This window comes from Burkholderia sp. BKH01, assembly GCF_025685725.1.
In the GTDB taxonomy this organism is placed as follows: domain Bacteria; phylum Pseudomonadota; class Gammaproteobacteria; order Burkholderiales; family Burkholderiaceae; genus Burkholderia; species Burkholderia pyrrocinia_C.
In genome coordinates this window covers 408,957-423,564 of the sequence record NZ_JAOTQT010000005.1, presented here as the reverse complement: position 1 = coordinate 423,564, position 14,608 = coordinate 408,957, and the positions used below count along the sequence as shown (strand labels likewise).

Here is a 14,608-nt window from a genome sequence, read left to right as displayed (position 1 = left end):
TCGCATGCCCCCGAACGACAGGGTAGATACCCGGTGTTCGGGGGCGATCCTCAGGCTCGTCCGGCGCGTGTCAACGAGTTTTTCGCAGCCGGTCGAATACCGGACTTTCGGCATAGCTGACTGCCGGAGGTCGACCCGGGCAGTGTCCCGTGCGAACGATTAAAGAAATTGAGATAAAGAAATATAATAACAATTAGTTATGCGAATTTCGAATTCGTATGATTGAAAGTCCCTTTCGGATCGCGCATTTTGGTGTTGATCATTCGCGCCAATCTCACGAAGGGGAATCAGGATGCCGCACGAGCAGAAATCACCCACTCATTTGTCTGCCGCCATCGGCACGCGTACCGAGAGAGGCAAGGGGAACGCCCGAACCAGCAGCGGGCTGACGGTTGCCGGGCCTGCAGTCGCCTGCGCGAGCAACGTCGTTGCTTACGAAGATGGCAGGGCGGCTGCTATTGCGGACGGCTCGGCAGCCTGGATCGTCGGTGGCTTTGACTTGGCCGATTACGGCGATTTCAAACGGCTCGCGTCTGTCGGCATCGAACTCGATAGCGGTGATGTCGTCGTCGACGTCCCGGAGCGAGAAAGGCTGGCGTCGGGTAGCTGGCTCAGGGTGGTGAAGCAACCGGGCGCTATGCGCCGACGCGAGGTCGCATGATCCGCTACTTTCTCGCACAAGGGGATCGCGGTGGCAGCGCGACGATCATCGAAGGGCTGCCGACTGTCACCTGTTCCAATCCGCCGCCGCGAGTGCATATCGCGACACTCTATATGAAGACCTATTGCTCGGCTTGCGAGCAGGAAGGGTATGTCGCGCCGGAAGGTCCACGTTTGCCTGGCACAGCGACGAATGGCCAGCCATGGGCGCTGAGCGGCGATATCAATGTTTGCGGGTGCAATCCGCCGCCGGTTTTTTATGCCGAGCGGGGGATGCGCATGATCGTCAGTGATCAGCAGGTCGGAGTGTCGGTGGGGCTGGGTCGAAATCATGCTCATTCGACTTCGGCAACTAACGACGAACATGACGAACAGTATGTTTTGTGCGATGAGCAAAGTGGTCGACCGCTTGCGCGTGTTCGATACCGCATACATACGACATCAGGCCAGATCTTCAGTGGTGTCACGGATTTCGAAGGAAACACTCAACGTGTAACGACACGTCGCGCCGAGAAACTTAGGCTTGAGGTAGTGGAGAACAATAACGATGCCTTGTAACGAATATGTTTGCGTCCACGATTCGGCGGTGACGAATACTACGCAAGGTTCGAAGCTTAAAGTTCTACTGACGCTCAACGGCCCACCCATCTGCCCGACCATGACCGACGCAGAATTCAGAAACCTGGTGATGCAACTTCGCGACGAAGGGGCAGACCTCGTGGAGGAGCGGCTCAAAAGGCTGGCAGAGTGGTCGCAGAACGAACGTAGGCGTGTGTGGACGTGGTTCGGCGCGAATGACGACGAGATTCGTCTTCGCCTTATCACCGGACTGACTGCTACTCTTGCAGTCATGCGGTCACTAGGCCCTGCGAATTTTCTGAGGGCTCATCCTGATCTTGATCGATCTCTTGGATGCTTGCCTACCAACAAGAATGTCGGGACTGTTGCGCACGTATGTGGTCCCGACACGGCAACGCACACGATAAGCATCCACGAGGAATTTTGTACGATTCGTGATCGAAGTCGGGCAGCCACCTCGAAGTTGTCGACGATCATCCACGAGTGCACTCATTTCAAGGATACGTTTGGAGCAGGCGATCCAAAATATGGAATCACGCGATTTCTCCCGAAGTGGGGGCAAGATAACCCGGAGATGGCAATTAAAAATGCGGACAGTATTGCGGCATACGTTGTATGGCTTGATTAAAGGTGTGATTTTCCTGTGTGTGTCAGCAAATTCGTTTGCTTGTGATGGATCCGAGAATTTGCCGGGACAGAATTATGACCTTATGTTTGAGAATAATTCTGCGTCGGTGAGCGCGGAGCAAGCGGAGAAGCTGAGAGGCTGGGTATCGGATATGTTGTCAAGATTTCCGATTCGCGAAGGAGTAGCAGTGAGCGGCGTAGCCGAGCCTACAGAAACCGATCCTGAGGAATTGTCTACCAGACGTGCCGAAGCCGCTCATCGTCTGTTGCGGCATTTCGGGCTAAAACAGGAGCGCTATGCTGTTCATAGTTATGTCTATAAACGCCTGAGTATTCGAGACAGTGAAAATGCGAAGCGGGCTGAGATAACGTTGCTTCCTGGCTGCCCCGGAAACTGTTGTGCCGATATGTAAGGCACCTCGTGAAGTGAGGCGGCGTCAGGACATATCCCGGCCGCCGTCATGCAATGACGGACGTCCGACTCACAACCCCTTCGTCGCCGCCGGCACGTCGAACACGCGATCGAACGCCCACTGGAACACGAACGCGTAGCAGAAGAAGAACGCGAACAGCCCGATATCGACGACGAACGCGTCGAACCACGAGATGTCGAGCCACCACGACACGACGGGCACGAGCATGAAGATCAGCCCGCCTTCGAATCCGGTGGCGTGCAGGATGCGTCGCCCGAGCGTTCGCGCCGGCTGCCGGCGCGACGCTTCCCAACGCTCGAACAGCGCGTTGAAGATCATGTTCCACAGCAGCGCGATCGCCGACATCGTTGCCGACAGCGCGCCCGAATAGACGAGGTTCTGCTTGAAGATCGCCGCGATCGCGGGCGAGATGCAGGAGATGGCGATCGCTTCGTAGAGCACCGCCTGCGTGATTCTGCGCGGTAGGCCTTGCACGTGGTTTCTCCGGTTCGACGGCAACCGCCGCGGCACCGTGCCGCGACGTCCCGCAAGGCTATTCGCGTTGCACGCCTGCTTCAATTCACCTAATCTCACCCCGATTGAATCGAATTCAACCCGGCCGCATCCGGCCCGCGAGGCTCCGTGTTCTCGAAAATTCCCCTGACCGCATTGCGTGTATTCGAGTCGTCGGCGCGGCTCGGCACGTTCAAGGCCGCCGCGGACGAGCTGTCCGTGACGCCGGCCGCCGTGTCGCACCAGATCAAGTCGCTCGAAAGCCGGCTCGGCGTGCTGCTGTTCGAGCGCGGCGCGAGCGGCGTGCGGCTCACGGCGGAGGGCGAGCGGCTGTTTCGCGCGAGTCACGATGCATTGCTTGCGCTGAGCCGCGGGCTCGATGCGGTGCGGCCCGAAGCGGCCGACGAGCGGACGCTCGTGCTGACGACTACGCCCGCGTTCGCCTCGATGTGGCTGATTCCGCGCCTCGGTCGGTTTCGCCGCGTCGATCCGCAATTGAACATCAAGGTCGAAACCGGCAACGCGCTCGCCGATCTCGAACGCGACGCGCGAATCGATCTCGCGATCCGCGCGACGTCGCGCACGTTTCCGGCGCTGCACGAGATCGCGCTGATCGACGAGTATTTCGGCGCGTATGCGGCTGCCGGGTTCGATGCGCATCGTTCGGACGAGCCTCTCGATTTGATCGAGACCGTGTGGGATACGCCGCTGCCGGTGTCGATCGACTGGGCGTCGTGGTGTCGCGCGGCCAGTCGCGACGCGTGGCTCGAACGCGCTGTGTTCCGGCATTACGACGACGAGCAATACGCGTTGCAGGCAGTGTTGCTCGGGCAGGGCGTCGCGTTGTTGAGTTCGGTGCTGGTGGCCGAGCACGTCGAGCGCGGTGCGCTGATGCCGATCGAGCCGTCGGTGCGGCTCGACGGCGCACGCTTCGTCGCACTGTGCCGGCCCGGGCGGGAACGCGAGCCGCAGGTCAGGCGGTTTCTCGACTGGCTCGAAGCGGAAATCGCGCACACGCGTGCGGCGGTGGCGCGGATCGCGCCGGGCGAGCGCCGCGTCGATGCGCCTATCGACGTACCTGTCGACGCGCGCTCCGGCGAGTGACCGGGAATCCGGACGTATCGGGCTTCGGTTGCGTGCCGCCCTCCGTCACCCGAACCTGACGCAATACACCGGCGGCAAATGCGCCGACACCATCTGCCAGTTTTCACCGCCGTCGCCGGAGGTCCATAACCCGCCGGTGGTCGATGCCATCGCGAGGCGCGTGCCGGAATCGTCCACCGCGAGCCCGTGCCGGTACACGAGGTCGTACGCGGGCGCGGCCGGCAACCCGTTCGACAGACTCTCGAAACTGCGGCCGCCGTCACGTGTGCGCGTGACGACGAACCGGCCGTTCACCGGAATCCGGCAGGCATCCTTCACGGCCGGCACGAACCACGCCGTGTCCGGTTCGTCCGGATGCACGGCGACCGCGAAGCCGAAGCTCGAGGGCTGCGCCTCGATGCGCCGCCAGTGCTCGGCGCCGTCGGTCGAACGGAAGATCGCGCAGTGATGCTGCGTCCACAGCACGTCCGGGTTGGCCGTGCACTGCACGACGCGGTGCGGGTCCTGCACGTTCGGCTCGCCGCGCCGCTCGGGCGGCATGTAGTCGGCTTCCATGCCGTCGGCGGTCACGCGCCAGGTCGCGCCGCCGTCGACGGTCTGCCAGACGCCGCCGCACGAGATGCCGACCGTCACGTGCCGGCTGTCGCGCGGATCGACCATCACCGAATGGATGCCCGGCGCGTCGTACCCGCCGCCGCCCCATTCGGCGCGTTCCGGGCGATCCCACAGCGGGCGGTTGAGCACCCACGAGTCGCCGTAATCGTCGGAGCGGAACAGCCCGCCGGGTATCGTGCCGGCCCACAGTACGCCCGGCTCGTCGGTGCCGCCGGCTTCGAGCGACCAGATCTGCTGAAGCGTCCAGGGCGGCTGCGGCGGGGCGGGGGGCTCGTCGTCCGCGTCGCCCGTGCCCGCTGGTGCGCCAGACCCGGCGGGCGATTCGTCGGCAGGCTGCGGCGGATAAACGGGGACTGCGCATTCTTCCCAGTCGGTCGCGCCCGCTCGCCTGCGGTGCAGCTTTACGCCGAAATGACCGAGGTTGAGTGCGGCGTACTGCGTTCCGTCGCGTGGATCGGCGAGTACCATGCTGACCGGTTCGCCGACGAAATGCGGTTCGCCGAGCGTCCAGCCGCCGTTCTTGTCGGAATGAAGAACGAACAGGCCCTTGCGGGTGGCGACAAGCAATCGGTCGTTCATGTCGAGTGTCTCCTGTCGACCCGCGTCGGCGCTTCGGCGCTTGTCCCGGGTTCCGTACATTGTTCACTGGCGGGTACGACCCTCAGCCGCCCGACAACGCCTGCACGACATATACGCGGCTCGCGTCGCCGAGCGCATCCGACAGATGTTCGCGGTCGCGTATCGGCCGGCCGTCGATAAACACGGCGAGATGCTTTCGCAGCGCGCCCTGGTCGTCGACGATGTAGCCGCGCAGTCGCGGCTGCTCGCTGAAGACGGTTTCGAACGCTTCGCCGACCGAACGCGCATCGACGTCGCGTTCGGGCGTTTCGATATGCCGCTGAATCGACGCGGCGAAGAAGAGATGAGCCATGGCGAGTAACCGGAAGCGAGCCGTGCGGGGCGTGGGCGGCATCGTCGATTCTGTAGTGTAGGCGATCCGTTTCGCGGATTGCGGCATTGCGGTGCAGCAAACGGCGGTGCGTATCGATACGTGTCGGCACGTCTGCGCTTACGCGTACTTGTCGCCGACCGTGCTGCGGATCGGATGCGTATCGTAGACGATGATCATGCGCTCGATGCGCGCGTCGTCGTCGAATTCGAACACGTCGACGCACTCGAATTGCACCGCGGAGCCGTCCTTCAGCGCCCAGTCGTAGACGAAATAGCCGGTGGCCCGACGTGCGCCGGTCGCGCTGACGCAGATGTCGATCGGCGTGATGCGGCTCGGTCCGGATGCCGCCGCGACCTTGTCGAAGAAGGGCCGCGGCGCCATCCAGCCGAGAAACGGCGAGAATATCCGCGCATCGGGCGTGAACAGCGCACAGATCGCGGCGACATCGCCGCGTTCGAGCGTTTTCAGGTAGGTATCGACCTGCCGCGTGTATAGTGCGTCGGACGACGAGACCATGGTATTTCTCCGCTGATTGTCGAGAGCCATCTGCGACCGCGAGTGCGATCGGCTCAACCACGATAGCGATGCAGCGATGACCGAACAAACGAAAAATCCGCAACCCGGGTATGCAGCCCGCGCATATCCGCTGGCGGACCTCACGCGTGCGCTGCCGCCGCTGACCGCGTTCCAGGCCTTTGTCGCCGCCGCCGAACTCGGCAGCTTCAACCGGGCAGCCGAGCATTTGTGCCGGACCCAGGGCGCCGTGAGCCGGCAGGTGCAACAACTGGAAGCGCACTACCGATGTGCGTTGTTCGTGCGCCGTCCGTCGGGGTTGACGCTGACCATGGAGGGCGGCGCGTTGCTCACGGTAGCCGTCGACGTACTCACGCAACTCGCGCGGCACGCGCACGCCCATGCGCACGGCAGGTCGACCCTCACGGTGCGTTTGCCTTCCACGTTCGCGATTCGCTGGCTGTTGCCGCGGCTTTCGGCGCTCAATCATGCGTTGCCGCGGACCGAGCTGCGTATACACACGTCGGCGGACGACACGCCCGATTTCGCCGGCGCCGATTTCGATGCAATCGTCGTGCGCGGCACCGGAAGCTGGGCGGGAATGGCGGCGATTCCGCTGTTCGACGAGTGCCTCACGCCGATGTGCACGCGCGAGACCGGTGCATCGCTGAAGTCGATCGCCGATCTCGCGCACGTGACGCTGCTGCATCCCGCGCGCAATCGCGACGAATGGCGATGCTGGCTGGATGCCGTCGGCGCGACGCGGATCGACCCGGGCACCGGCCTCGTATTCGATACGCTCGAGCTGACATTGACGGCGGCTGCCCAGGCGCACGGCGTCGCGATCGGCGATCCGCGCATGGCGGCGGATCGGCTGGAAGCCGGAACGCTGGTCGCACCGTTTCCCGATGTGGTGCGCAACGGTCTCGGCTATTACCTCGTCTATCCGGTGCAGCGCGCCGCGCAACCCGCGATTCAAGCGCTCGCAGAGGTTCTGACGCGTCTCGCACGTGAGGGTTGATTGCGATCGTGCGGTTCGCTAAACCGGAATCGACCGCCCCCGCACCCGAATCCCGAGCCGCACGACCCCGATCACCGCATTCGACAGCCACGTGAGCAAGCGCGGCATCCCGCGCCGGCGGATATCGAGCAGCAGCACGATCCGCACTTCATCGCTGTCGTTCCACGCCTCGTGCACGAACGTGTCGTCCCACAGCAGGAAGCGGCCCTCGTCGAGTCGGTATTCGCGGCCATCCACTTTCAGCACGGCGGCCGGCGCGCCGTCCGCGCGCTTCGGCATCGACAGCACGAGATAGCCGCGCAGGATGCCGCGAAACGGCCCGCGATGCGGCGGAATGTGCTTGCCCGGCGCGAGGAACGACAACGATGCGGACAGCACGTCCGGCGACGCCGCGACGACCGACGCGACGGTCGGGCAGCGCGACAGGTTGCGCGGGAACGGCTGGCCGTACGCCTGCATGATGAACATCCGCCAGTCGCGCGCATCGTTGGCCGAGATGTCGTACTGCTCACGCATGATCTCGTGGAAGCGCGGGATGCGCGGCATGTCGCGCGCTACCGCAAGCGCTTCCGCGCGGATGGCAGGCCATGCGCGCACGAAACGCTCGGCATCCGGGAACGCGGCCGTATCGAGCACCGCGCCGCCGTCGATATGGCGGTCGTACAGCGTGCGGAGCAGGCCGGCTGCATAGTCGTAAGCGGCGGACATGGTCGATCGATGGGCGATCCGTATGAGGTGGCGTCAGTCTGCCCGAAGCGCGACGGGCGCTGCGTTACGTCAGGTTACGCCGGCTGACGAAAGAATGACAGTTCGATGACCGGCCGACGCAAGCGGCCCGGAAAGCAGGAAAACACAAACGGCCCGAGCCGCAACGCGCGGGAATAAACGAACCCCCTCCGTCGTCATACGGGTGTAGCACATCGTCTCGTTGACTTCTTGAGGAGTGGAACATGAACAAGCATTGGCTGGTGGCTGCCACCGTGGCGGCAATTTCTCTCGCGGGTGTCGCGACGCAAGCATCGGCACAGGCGCTCACGCGAGCACAGGTGAGGCAGGAACTGATCGACGCCGAAAACAACGGGCTGCGCTTCGTGACCGATACGTCGTATCCGGACGTGAGCCCGCTCTTCCAGCGGCAGGCGGAACAGATGCCGCAGCGTCAGTCCAGCACGGCGGTCGGCAGCGATCCGGCCGTTTCATCCGAAGCCGGCAAGCCGGCGGCGATGTCGCCGCGCCAGCGCCCGGCCGCGTGCGTCGGCCCCGCGAGCTTCTGCACGATCTATTTCGGAAGCTGATTCGACCGCCTGCGTTCGCAGGTCAGGTATTCACAACGGTTGATCTATATGGAACATTGAAGGAGTTCATGATGAAAACATATATCGCAGTACTGACTATGATCGGGGCGATCGTCGGTCAGTCGGCCTTTGCGCAATCGGCCGAACCGCTGACGCGCGCGCAGGTTCGCGACGAGCTGATGCGCCTGGAAGCGGCCGGGTACGACCCGGCGAAGGGAGACGACGGCGAGTATCCGGCGGACATCCAGGCCGCGGAAGCGAAGCTCGCCGAGCAGGATCGGGCCAGGAAAGCGGCCGCCACCACGCATGCGCCGGCCCCCGGTATGCCGGCTCAGATCAGCAACTAGGTGTCGATATGTACGCGTGTAGCTTGTGGCCGTCGTGTTCGCGGTACGGCAATCCGCGTGCCGTGCGCGCCGCTCGACGTGGCCGAAGGGCGTCGGCAGCAATGCCGCTCATCGCACGCCGCTTCGCGCGGCGTCGCGATCATCTCGCCAACCGGTCCCGATGGGTGGCCAGGTCGATCGCAAGATGAACAGGAATGCAGACGACTGGGCGAGCCGGAGCGCCCCGGTTCATGTCGGCAATGGGATGGTGCGCCGAAACAGGGGCGAGGCGATCACCACGGCATCATGCGCTGAACGATCTGATCGCGCAGCACGAAGCGGTGCGCCAGCGCGGCTGCCACGTGCAGGCAAATGCCGGCGAACAGCACCCATGCGAGGATGCCGTGCACGTCGCCCATCGCGTGACCGAATCCGGAGCCGGCCGCCGACAGCGCCGGCAACGGGATGACACCGACCAGCGTCACGGCCCATGCGCGCGACGATGCGTTGATCCAGCCGAGCAGCGGCACCGCGACCAGCAGTGCGTAGAGCGCGAAATGCGTTACGCCGGACAGCGCGCGCGTCGCGGGCGACAGGTCGCTCGCCGGCGGGCGATGCGTCGCGCGCCACAGCACGCGGCAAGCCATCGCTGCGAGCAACGCGGTACCCACGATCAAGTGCGCGGCGATCAGGCCGATCGGTTGCGTATCGCGATGCACGTCGGGCATCGTCCAGCCGATCGCGTACTGCGCGACGACCAGCGCCACGATCAGCCAGTGAAGAAAGCGTGCAACTGCGTCATATCGGGTGGGCGTGGGCATGAAAACTCCTGACGAATGGCGGGAATCATAGATATCGGCGAATTCTACGGGCGAATCCTTAACGAAACGTTAAGCACCCGGCATCGCGTGCGATCGATCGTCGTGTTCGTCCGCCGGCGCAGTGCGCGGCATCGATCCGGTCGTGTTCGCCGACGGCAGCGCGACGACGACGCCGAGACCCAGGCCGCCGATGCCAGGCTCGAACTGCACGGTGCCGCCGAAGTATTGCGCGATTCGTGTGACGATTGACAGCCCGAGCCCGCTGCCGGGCGATTGTGTGCCGCTGCCGCGATAGAAGCGATCGCCGAGCCGTTCGTGCTCGCCGGGAGCGACGCCTGGCCCGTCGTCGCGCACGACGATGCGTTGCAGCGTGCCATCGTCGTGCACGCCGAGTTCGATGCGGCCACCGCGGCGGCCGTACTTGACGGCGTTGTCGACGAGATTGTCGAGCAGGATGCCGATCAGGATCGGATCGGCCTCGATCGCGCGTTCGGATGTGTCGCCGGTCACGATCTCGATTGCCTTGTCCGCTGCCTTTCCCAGATGGCGATCGACCGCGGCGTCGACGAGTTCGCGGACGACGACGGCGCGCGTCGGTATGCGTTCGTATTCGTCGAGCCGCGCGAGCAGCAGCAACTGTTCGGCGAGGCGCGCACTGCGGTCGACGCCTTGCACGACGCGCTGCATCGCAAGCTGCTGGCGCGCCGGATCGTCGGTCGCGATCGCCACCTGGGCCTGAACCTTGATCGCGGCCAGCGGCGTCTTGAGTTCGTGCGCCGCGTCGGACGTGAATGCGCGCTCGCGCACGATCGATTGCCGCAGCCTCGCCAGCAGGCGGTCGATCGCGTCGACCAGCGTGCGCACTTCCTCCGGCACGGTGGCGATGCCGAGCGGTTCGAGCGATCGTGCATCGCGCGCGCCGATCAGCGTCGACAGCGTCTTCAACGGCGCGAGACTGCGCCCGATCAGATACCAGAGGAGGAGCGCCAGCACCGGGAGCGCGACGATCAGCGGCAAGACGATGCCGCGTGCGATGCCGGTCGCCAGGTCGCTGCGCGTGTTGAGCGTTTCCATCACGCGTATCCAACGCCCCGACGCGTTGTCGCGCAGCGTGTGCGTGCGCCATTGCGCGCCGCCGATGACGATCGTCCGCGGGGCGCCGCGCGGTTCGCGTGCATCGGGCAGGCCGGCGGCGTCGGCCGGCAGGTTCGATGCGATGACGTGGTCCTGCGCGTCGCGCACCTCGAACAGCATGTCGCGCGGCAGGCGATCGCCGTCGTTGTCGGGGCCCGCTCTCGATTCGCCGAGCGCGAGTTCGACGCGCGCGTCGGGCGGAAAGCGGGCGAGGCGGGCGAGTTCGGCCGGCGAGAGACCGACGAGCAGCGACGCGTACTCGGCGAGGCGCGCGTCCTCCCATTCGCCGATCTCGCGCGTGGCGTGCCGGAAGCTGCCGAACACGGCGACGATCCACACGACGATGACGCAGCCGAGCGCCATCGCCGACACGCGGCGGCGTATCGAGCGCGAGATCATGGCGGGTCGACGACGTAGCCGATGCCGCGGACGGTGCGGATCAATTCCGCGCCGAGCTTCTTGCGCAGGTTCGAAATATGGACCTCGATCGCATTGCTTTCGATGCCTTCCTGCCAGCCATACAGGCCGTCTTCGAGGCGCGCGCGCGATTGGGGCGTGCCCGGGTGGCTGACGAGCTGAACCAGGATGGTCCATTCGCGCGCGGTGAGCGCGACGCGCGACGCATCGCGTGTCACCGTGTGGGTGGTCAGGTCGATCGTGATGTCGCGCCATACGATCTCGTCGCCCGCGCGGCCCTGCGAGCGGCGCACGAGCGCGCGACAGCGGGCGAGCACCTCGGACAGTTCGAACGGTTTCGCGAGATAGTCGTCCGCGCCGTCGTCGAGGCCGCGCACGCGGTCGGCCACGGTGCCGCGCGCGGTCAGCACCAGTACCGGCACCGTATCGCCCGCATCGCGCAACGCCCGCAGCAGTTCCGTTCCCGATATGCCGGGCAGGCCGAGATCGAGCACGACGAGCGCGAAGCGCGTCGTCGCGAGGGCCGCGGCGGCGGCGTGTCCGTCGCGCAGCCAGTCGACGTGATAGCCGGCTTGGCTCAGGCTGACCTCGAGGCCGCTGCCGATCAGATCGTCGTCTTCAACAAGGAGGAGTCGCATGGTCGATTCGCGTGCAGGTGTCTGCGATTGTACGAGCCCGACTGTGCGTGCCAGGCAACCGATTGTAGTTGAGCGATCTCAAACATCGCCCGATTCTGAAGAACGCTTAAGGTTTGCCGCCGGCATTCCCGCTACTATCGGCCACGACATTTCTCCCCCTGACCCCGACCCGGGTTTGCCGCGTCCGGCACGGACCGAACGCACCGGCCCACGAATCCGCGACCCTTCAGTTTGATTTCAGATCGATCCGGGTCGTCCGCACGGAGGTTCATTCTTCATGGCACCCTCGACGATCGAGCGATGGCGCGCCCACCTGCTGATCGCCGCGCTGGCCGGCATGTTCATTCAGTGTTTCGTGCTGGTTTCACTGCTTGCATTGCGCATACCCGAAGCGTTTTTCACAACGATGACATTTCGCGTCTGGACCGTCGTCGCGGTCGCGACCGCGATCCTTTCGGCCCGCAAGCTTGCCGATGCGGCGTTCAGGGCCGCAGTCGCGTGCGGATACGTGCGCGTGACCGGAATCGATCGCCGCACGGTAGTTGTGTCATCTGATTGCGCGTATCGTCGGTGGGTCGTCCTTCACATCCGGCTCAACGGGAATCGATACGGCAGCGTGCACGGGTGAGCCCGCGTGCGCGGCCGGTTGCGGTCGTACGGGTCACCACTGGGGAGAAGCATGGTTTTGCTGCATGTGCTGCACGCGCTGGCCGGGGCATTGTCGATCGTCTGCGGGCTGGGCGCGTTGCTGGGGATTGCGTACACGGTCACGGCCAGCGTGCTGGTCGGCAGGTTCTTTTCCCGGCCGGCGGCGGAGCCGCGCGATTTCCCGGGCGTCACGGTCGCGAAGCCGCTGCACGGCGACGAATGGGATCTCGTACAGCATCTCGAAAGCTACTTCGTGCAGAATTATCCGGGGCCGGTACAGCACCTGTTCGGCGTGCACGATGCGGGCGACGCGGCGCTCGCGGCCGTCGAGACGCTGCGTGCGCGCTATCCGGACGCGAACATCAAGGTCGTCGCCGATGCGCGGCTGTACGGGCCGAACCGCAAGATCGCGAATCTCGTCAACATGCTCGAACATGCGGAGCATTCGGTGCTCTGTCTCGCCGACAGCGACGTGCTGGTCGAGCGCGATTATCTGCGTGCGGTTGTCGGCGCGCTGCAGCAGCCGGAAGTTGGTATCGTGACGAGCGTGTATCGCGGTGTCGCGTCGCCGGGCTTCTGGCCCGGTGTCGCCGTCGCGATGACGAATTACCATTTCCTGCCCGGCGTGATTACCGGGCTTTTCATCGGGCGTGCACGGCCATGCTTTGGACAGACGATTGCGATCACGCGCGCGACGCTCGAACGCATCGGCGGGCTCGCGCGTTTCGCGCATCACCTGGCCGAGGATCACGCGCTCGGCGAAGCGGTGCGGCAAGTGGGCGCGCAGGTCGTCATTCCGCCGTTCGTCGTCGGGCATGCCTGTGTCGAAGAGACGTTCGCCAAGCTGTACGCGCACGAATTGCGCTGGAGTTGCACGATCCGCGCGGCGGACCGGCTCGGCCACGCCGGCTCGGTGCTGATGCACCCGGTGCCGCTCGCGCTGCTGGCCGTGCTGTTCTCCGGCGGTACGCTCGCCGCCTGCTGGCTGACGGTCGCGGCGCTCGCCGCGCGGGCGCTGCTGATGCTGAAAGCGAGCCGGGCGACCGGCGCCGGCCTGCGCGGCGCCCTCTGGCTGCCGTTCGTCGATCTCCTGCAGTTCCTGGTCTTCGTGTCGAGCTTCTTCTCGTCGCACGTCGTCTGGCGCGGCACGCGCTTTCGCGTCGACCGGGAAGGCTTGCTGTCGCCGGCGGGTGAATCATGACGACGGACACGAATACTGCCAACGCCGACGCGGACCGCGTGTCCGCGCGTCACGACGCGCGGCTCCGGTATGCGGCGCGCGCGGCGGCGCTGGCCGGGCTGGCGCTCGCGGTGTGGCTGATCTGGCGCGAGCATCCGCTGGAAATCCTGCATCGGTTGCGGATCGCCGGCGCAGGGCTGCTCGTCGCCGCGCTGGCCCACATCCTGCCGATGCTCGCGAATGCGTGGGACTGGCGAATGCTGATCCGCGGCCCGCGCCGCCCGTCGTTCGTGGCGATGCTGAAGCTCGTGTGGATCCGCGAATCGATCAACGGGCTGTTGCCGGTCGCGCGGATCGGCGGCGAGATCGTGTCGTTCGGGCTGCTGCGGCAGGCGGGCGTGCGGCCGGCGACCGTCGTGGCCAGCCTCGTCGCCGACATGCAGCTCACGCTGATCAGTCAGTTGATATTCGCGCTGATCGCGATCGGTTATGTGCTCGAACACGTGTCGTCCGACGCCGCGCAGGTGGCCGCGCACCTCGCCATCGGCATGGCGGCGCTGGTACCGGTGTTGCTGCTGTTCGCGCTGGTGCAGCATGCGCGGCCGTTCGAGCGCGCGATGCGCGTGATCAACCGGGTCACGAGCGGCAAGGTGGTTGCGCTGGTCGGCGAATCGGCACGCACCGATCAGTCGATCCGGATGATCTGGAGAAAGACCGGCATCGTCGTGCGCTATCTGGGGATCTGGCAGACGCTGCAGTTTGCGGGTTATGCGCTGGAAATCTGGCTCGCGCTTTACTTCCTCGGCGCCGATCCGACCTTTGCGCAGGCGCTCGCGATCGAGGCACTGATCCAGCTCGTGAGCAGCATCGCGTTCATGATGCCGGGCGGTTTGGGCGTGCAGGAGGGCGGGTTCGTGCTGATCGGCGGGCTGCTCGGGTTCGACGCGCCGACCTGTCTCGCGCTGGCCGGCGCCCGCCGCGTGCGCGATCTGCTGTTCTATCTGCCGGGCTTGCTGGCATGGCAGTGGGCGGTCGGTTCCGCGAGCCGGCAGGGCGGCGCGAAGCGCGCGTCGCTCGGCATCGGGGAATCCGCCAGGCCGCGCTGACGCGGCCCGACGACGCTGCGTGCGTGCCGGAGCGGGCACGCATGTG

General features: G+C 65.2%; 19 protein-coding genes. 11 read left to right on the top strand and 8 right to left on the bottom strand.

What is annotated here, in order from left to right:
* Positions 1 to 292 precede the first annotated feature (292 nt).
* From OEJ37_RS11815 to OEJ37_RS11800, 4 genes are read left to right on the top strand one after another with little or no spacing between them, the layout of a single operon-like run.
* Positions 293 to 661: a hypothetical protein gene (locus OEJ37_RS11815; RefSeq protein ID WP_174419403.1), complete on the top strand. Its 369-nt coding sequence runs from the start codon at positions 293 to 295 to the stop codon at positions 659 to 661.
* Complete coding sequence (locus tag OEJ37_RS11810) at positions 658 to 1,218, top strand: hypothetical protein (RefSeq protein WP_175918575.1); 561 nt, start codon at positions 658 to 660, stop codon at positions 1,216 to 1,218. The genes OEJ37_RS11815 and OEJ37_RS11810 overlap by 4 nt, the downstream gene beginning before the upstream one ends.
* A complete protein-coding gene (locus tag OEJ37_RS11805; protein ID WP_175918574.1) occupies positions 1,208 to 1,867 on the top strand; it encodes a M35 family metallo-endopeptidase in 660 nt (219 codons plus the stop codon). Before OEJ37_RS11810 ends, OEJ37_RS11805 begins: the two co-directional genes overlap by 11 nt.
* Positions 1,827 to 2,279, top strand: coding sequence for an OmpA family protein (locus OEJ37_RS11800; RefSeq protein ID WP_175918573.1), 453 nt, complete (start codon positions 1,827 to 1,829; stop codon positions 2,277 to 2,279). Before OEJ37_RS11805 ends, OEJ37_RS11800 begins: the two co-directional genes overlap by 41 nt.
* A gap of 69 nt (positions 2,280 to 2,348) precedes the next feature.
* Here the strand turns inward: OEJ37_RS11800 and OEJ37_RS11795 are convergent, their stop codons facing one another.
* Positions 2,349 to 2,774 carry a PACE efflux transporter gene (locus OEJ37_RS11795; RefSeq protein ID WP_263344380.1) on the bottom strand — a complete coding sequence of 142 codons (426 nt, stop codon included), beginning with the start codon at positions 2,772 to 2,774 and terminating at the stop codon, positions 2,349 to 2,351.
* Positions 2,775 to 2,921: 147 nt separating this feature from the next.
* Between OEJ37_RS11795 and OEJ37_RS11790 the strand changes: the two genes are divergently transcribed.
* Positions 2,922 to 3,896, top strand: coding sequence for a LysR substrate-binding domain-containing protein (locus OEJ37_RS11790; RefSeq protein ID WP_263344378.1), 975 nt, complete (start codon positions 2,922 to 2,924; stop codon positions 3,894 to 3,896).
* A gap of 45 nt (positions 3,897 to 3,941) precedes the next feature.
* On the opposite strand, the gene OEJ37_RS11785 is transcribed toward OEJ37_RS11790, so the two are convergent.
* From OEJ37_RS11785 to OEJ37_RS11775, 3 genes are all read right to left on the bottom strand, one after another.
* Complete coding sequence (locus tag OEJ37_RS11785; protein ID WP_263344377.1) at positions 3,942 to 5,090, bottom strand: WD40/YVTN/BNR-like repeat-containing protein; 1,149 nt, start codon at positions 5,088 to 5,090, stop codon at positions 3,942 to 3,944.
* A gap of 82 nt (positions 5,091 to 5,172) precedes the next feature.
* Positions 5,173 to 5,442: a MoaD/ThiS family protein gene (locus OEJ37_RS11780; protein ID WP_174419409.1), complete on the bottom strand. Its 270-nt coding sequence runs from the start codon at positions 5,440 to 5,442 to the stop codon at positions 5,173 to 5,175.
* Positions 5,443 to 5,580: 138 nt separating this feature from the next.
* Positions 5,581 to 5,979 carry a nuclear transport factor 2 family protein gene (locus tag OEJ37_RS11775; RefSeq protein WP_174419410.1) on the bottom strand — a complete coding sequence of 133 codons (399 nt, stop codon included), beginning with the start codon at positions 5,977 to 5,979 and terminating at the stop codon, positions 5,581 to 5,583.
* Positions 5,980 to 6,055: 76 nt separating this feature from the next.
* Between OEJ37_RS11775 and OEJ37_RS11770 the strand changes: the two genes are divergently transcribed.
* A complete protein-coding gene (locus OEJ37_RS11770; RefSeq protein ID WP_263344375.1) occupies positions 6,056 to 6,997 on the top strand; it encodes a LysR substrate-binding domain-containing protein in 942 nt (313 codons plus the stop codon).
* Positions 6,998 to 7,015: 18 nt separating this feature from the next.
* On the opposite strand, the gene OEJ37_RS11765 is transcribed toward OEJ37_RS11770, so the two are convergent.
* Positions 7,016 to 7,705, bottom strand: a complete 690-nt coding sequence (locus OEJ37_RS11765; protein WP_263344374.1) for an aspartyl/asparaginyl beta-hydroxylase domain-containing protein — start codon at positions 7,703 to 7,705, stop codon at positions 7,016 to 7,018.
* Positions 7,706 to 7,947: 242 nt separating this feature from the next.
* On the opposite strand from OEJ37_RS11765, the gene OEJ37_RS11760 reads away from it, so the two are divergent.
* Both OEJ37_RS11760 and OEJ37_RS11755 read left to right on the top strand, forming a co-directional pair.
* Entirely contained in the window at positions 7,948 to 8,292 is a 345-nt protein-coding gene (locus tag OEJ37_RS11760; protein ID WP_174419413.1) for a DUF4148 domain-containing protein, read from the top strand.
* 71 nt (positions 8,293 to 8,363) lie between these two features.
* Complete coding sequence (locus OEJ37_RS11755; protein ID WP_263344372.1) at positions 8,364 to 8,639, top strand: DUF4148 domain-containing protein; 276 nt, start codon at positions 8,364 to 8,366, stop codon at positions 8,637 to 8,639.
* A 272-nt stretch (positions 8,640 to 8,911) separates the two neighbouring features.
* Here the strand turns inward: OEJ37_RS11755 and OEJ37_RS11750 are convergent, their stop codons facing one another.
* The 3 genes from OEJ37_RS11750 to OEJ37_RS11740 form a co-directional block, all read right to left on the bottom strand.
* Positions 8,912 to 9,439 (bottom strand): cytochrome b, encoded by a 528-nt coding sequence (locus tag OEJ37_RS11750; protein ID WP_174419415.1) that lies wholly within the window; start codon positions 9,437 to 9,439, stop codon positions 8,912 to 8,914.
* Positions 9,440 to 9,508: 69 nt separating this feature from the next.
* Positions 9,509 to 10,972 (bottom strand): ATP-binding protein, encoded by a 1,464-nt coding sequence (locus OEJ37_RS11745; RefSeq protein WP_263344371.1) that lies wholly within the window; start codon positions 10,970 to 10,972, stop codon positions 9,509 to 9,511.
* On the bottom strand, positions 10,969 to 11,628 hold the full coding sequence (locus tag OEJ37_RS11740) for a response regulator (RefSeq protein WP_152856519.1): 660 nt from the start codon (positions 11,626 to 11,628) through the stop codon (positions 10,969 to 10,971). Before OEJ37_RS11740 ends, OEJ37_RS11745 begins: the two co-directional genes overlap by 4 nt.
* Before the next feature lie 277 nt (positions 11,629 to 11,905).
* Between OEJ37_RS11740 and OEJ37_RS11735 the strand changes: the two genes are divergently transcribed.
* Genes OEJ37_RS11735 through OEJ37_RS11725 form a run of 3 tightly spaced genes read left to right on the top strand, consistent with a single transcriptional unit; the run spans position 11,906 to position 14,562 of the window.
* The gene (locus OEJ37_RS11735; protein ID WP_174419418.1) at positions 11,906 to 12,256 is read left to right on the top strand and encodes a hypothetical protein; all 351 of its coding nucleotides are present in this window, start codon (positions 11,906 to 11,908) and stop codon (positions 12,254 to 12,256) included.
* Between the two features lie 51 nt (positions 12,257 to 12,307).
* Positions 12,308 to 13,477 (top strand): bacteriohopanetetrol glucosamine biosynthesis glycosyltransferase HpnI, encoded by a 1,170-nt coding sequence (gene hpnI, locus OEJ37_RS11730; protein ID WP_175918567.1) that lies wholly within the window; start codon positions 12,308 to 12,310, stop codon positions 13,475 to 13,477.
* On the top strand, positions 13,474 to 14,562 hold the full coding sequence (locus tag OEJ37_RS11725; protein WP_263344370.1) for a lysylphosphatidylglycerol synthase domain-containing protein: 1,089 nt from the start codon (positions 13,474 to 13,476) through the stop codon (positions 14,560 to 14,562). The genes hpnI and OEJ37_RS11725 overlap by 4 nt, the downstream gene beginning before the upstream one ends.
* Positions 14,563 to 14,608: the final 46 nt, after the last annotated feature.

Bases quoted from the DNA above. Each gene is read 5' to 3' on its own strand.
- OEJ37_RS11770 (WP_263344375.1), top strand. From the start codon at position 6,056: ATGACCGAACAAACGAAAAATCCGCAACCCGGGTATGCAGCCCGCGCA.
- OEJ37_RS11805 (WP_175918574.1), top strand. From the start codon at position 1,208: ATGCCTTGTAACGAATATGTTTGCGTCCACGATTCGGCGGTGACGAAT.
- OEJ37_RS11755 (WP_263344372.1), top strand. From the start codon at position 8,364: ATGAAAACATATATCGCAGTACTGACTATGATCGGGGCGATCGTCGGT.
- OEJ37_RS11775 (WP_174419410.1), bottom strand. From the start codon at position 5,979: ATGGTCTCGTCGTCCGACGCACTATACACGCGGCAGGTCGATACCTAC.
- OEJ37_RS11745 (WP_263344371.1), bottom strand. From the start codon at position 10,972: ATGATCTCGCGCTCGATACGCCGCCGCGTGTCGGCGATGGCGCTCGGC.
- OEJ37_RS11740 (WP_152856519.1), bottom strand. From the start codon at position 11,628: ATGCGACTCCTCCTTGTTGAAGACGACGATCTGATCGGCAGCGGCCTC.
- OEJ37_RS11725 (WP_263344370.1), top strand. From the start codon at position 13,474: ATGACGACGGACACGAATACTGCCAACGCCGACGCGGACCGCGTGTCC.
- OEJ37_RS11735 (WP_174419418.1), top strand. From the start codon at position 11,906: ATGGCACCCTCGACGATCGAGCGATGGCGCGCCCACCTGCTGATCGCC.
- OEJ37_RS11815 (WP_174419403.1), top strand. From the start codon at position 293: ATGCCGCACGAGCAGAAATCACCCACTCATTTGTCTGCCGCCATCGGC.
- OEJ37_RS11800 (WP_175918573.1), top strand. From the start codon at position 1,827: ATGCGGACAGTATTGCGGCATACGTTGTATGGCTTGATTAAAGGTGTG.
- OEJ37_RS11765 (WP_263344374.1), bottom strand. From the start codon at position 7,705: ATGTCCGCCGCTTACGACTATGCAGCCGGCCTGCTCCGCACGCTGTAC.
- OEJ37_RS11760 (WP_174419413.1), top strand. From the start codon at position 7,948: ATGAACAAGCATTGGCTGGTGGCTGCCACCGTGGCGGCAATTTCTCTC.
- OEJ37_RS11750 (WP_174419415.1), bottom strand. From the start codon at position 9,439: ATGCCCACGCCCACCCGATATGACGCAGTTGCACGCTTTCTTCACTGG.
- OEJ37_RS11785 (WP_263344377.1), bottom strand. From the start codon at position 5,090: ATGAACGACCGATTGCTTGTCGCCACCCGCAAGGGCCTGTTCGTTCTT.
- hpnI (WP_175918567.1), top strand. From the start codon at position 12,308: ATGGTTTTGCTGCATGTGCTGCACGCGCTGGCCGGGGCATTGTCGATC.
- OEJ37_RS11810 (WP_175918575.1), top strand. From the start codon at position 658: ATGATCCGCTACTTTCTCGCACAAGGGGATCGCGGTGGCAGCGCGACG.
- OEJ37_RS11780 (WP_174419409.1), bottom strand. From the start codon at position 5,442: ATGGCTCATCTCTTCTTCGCCGCGTCGATTCAGCGGCATATCGAAACG.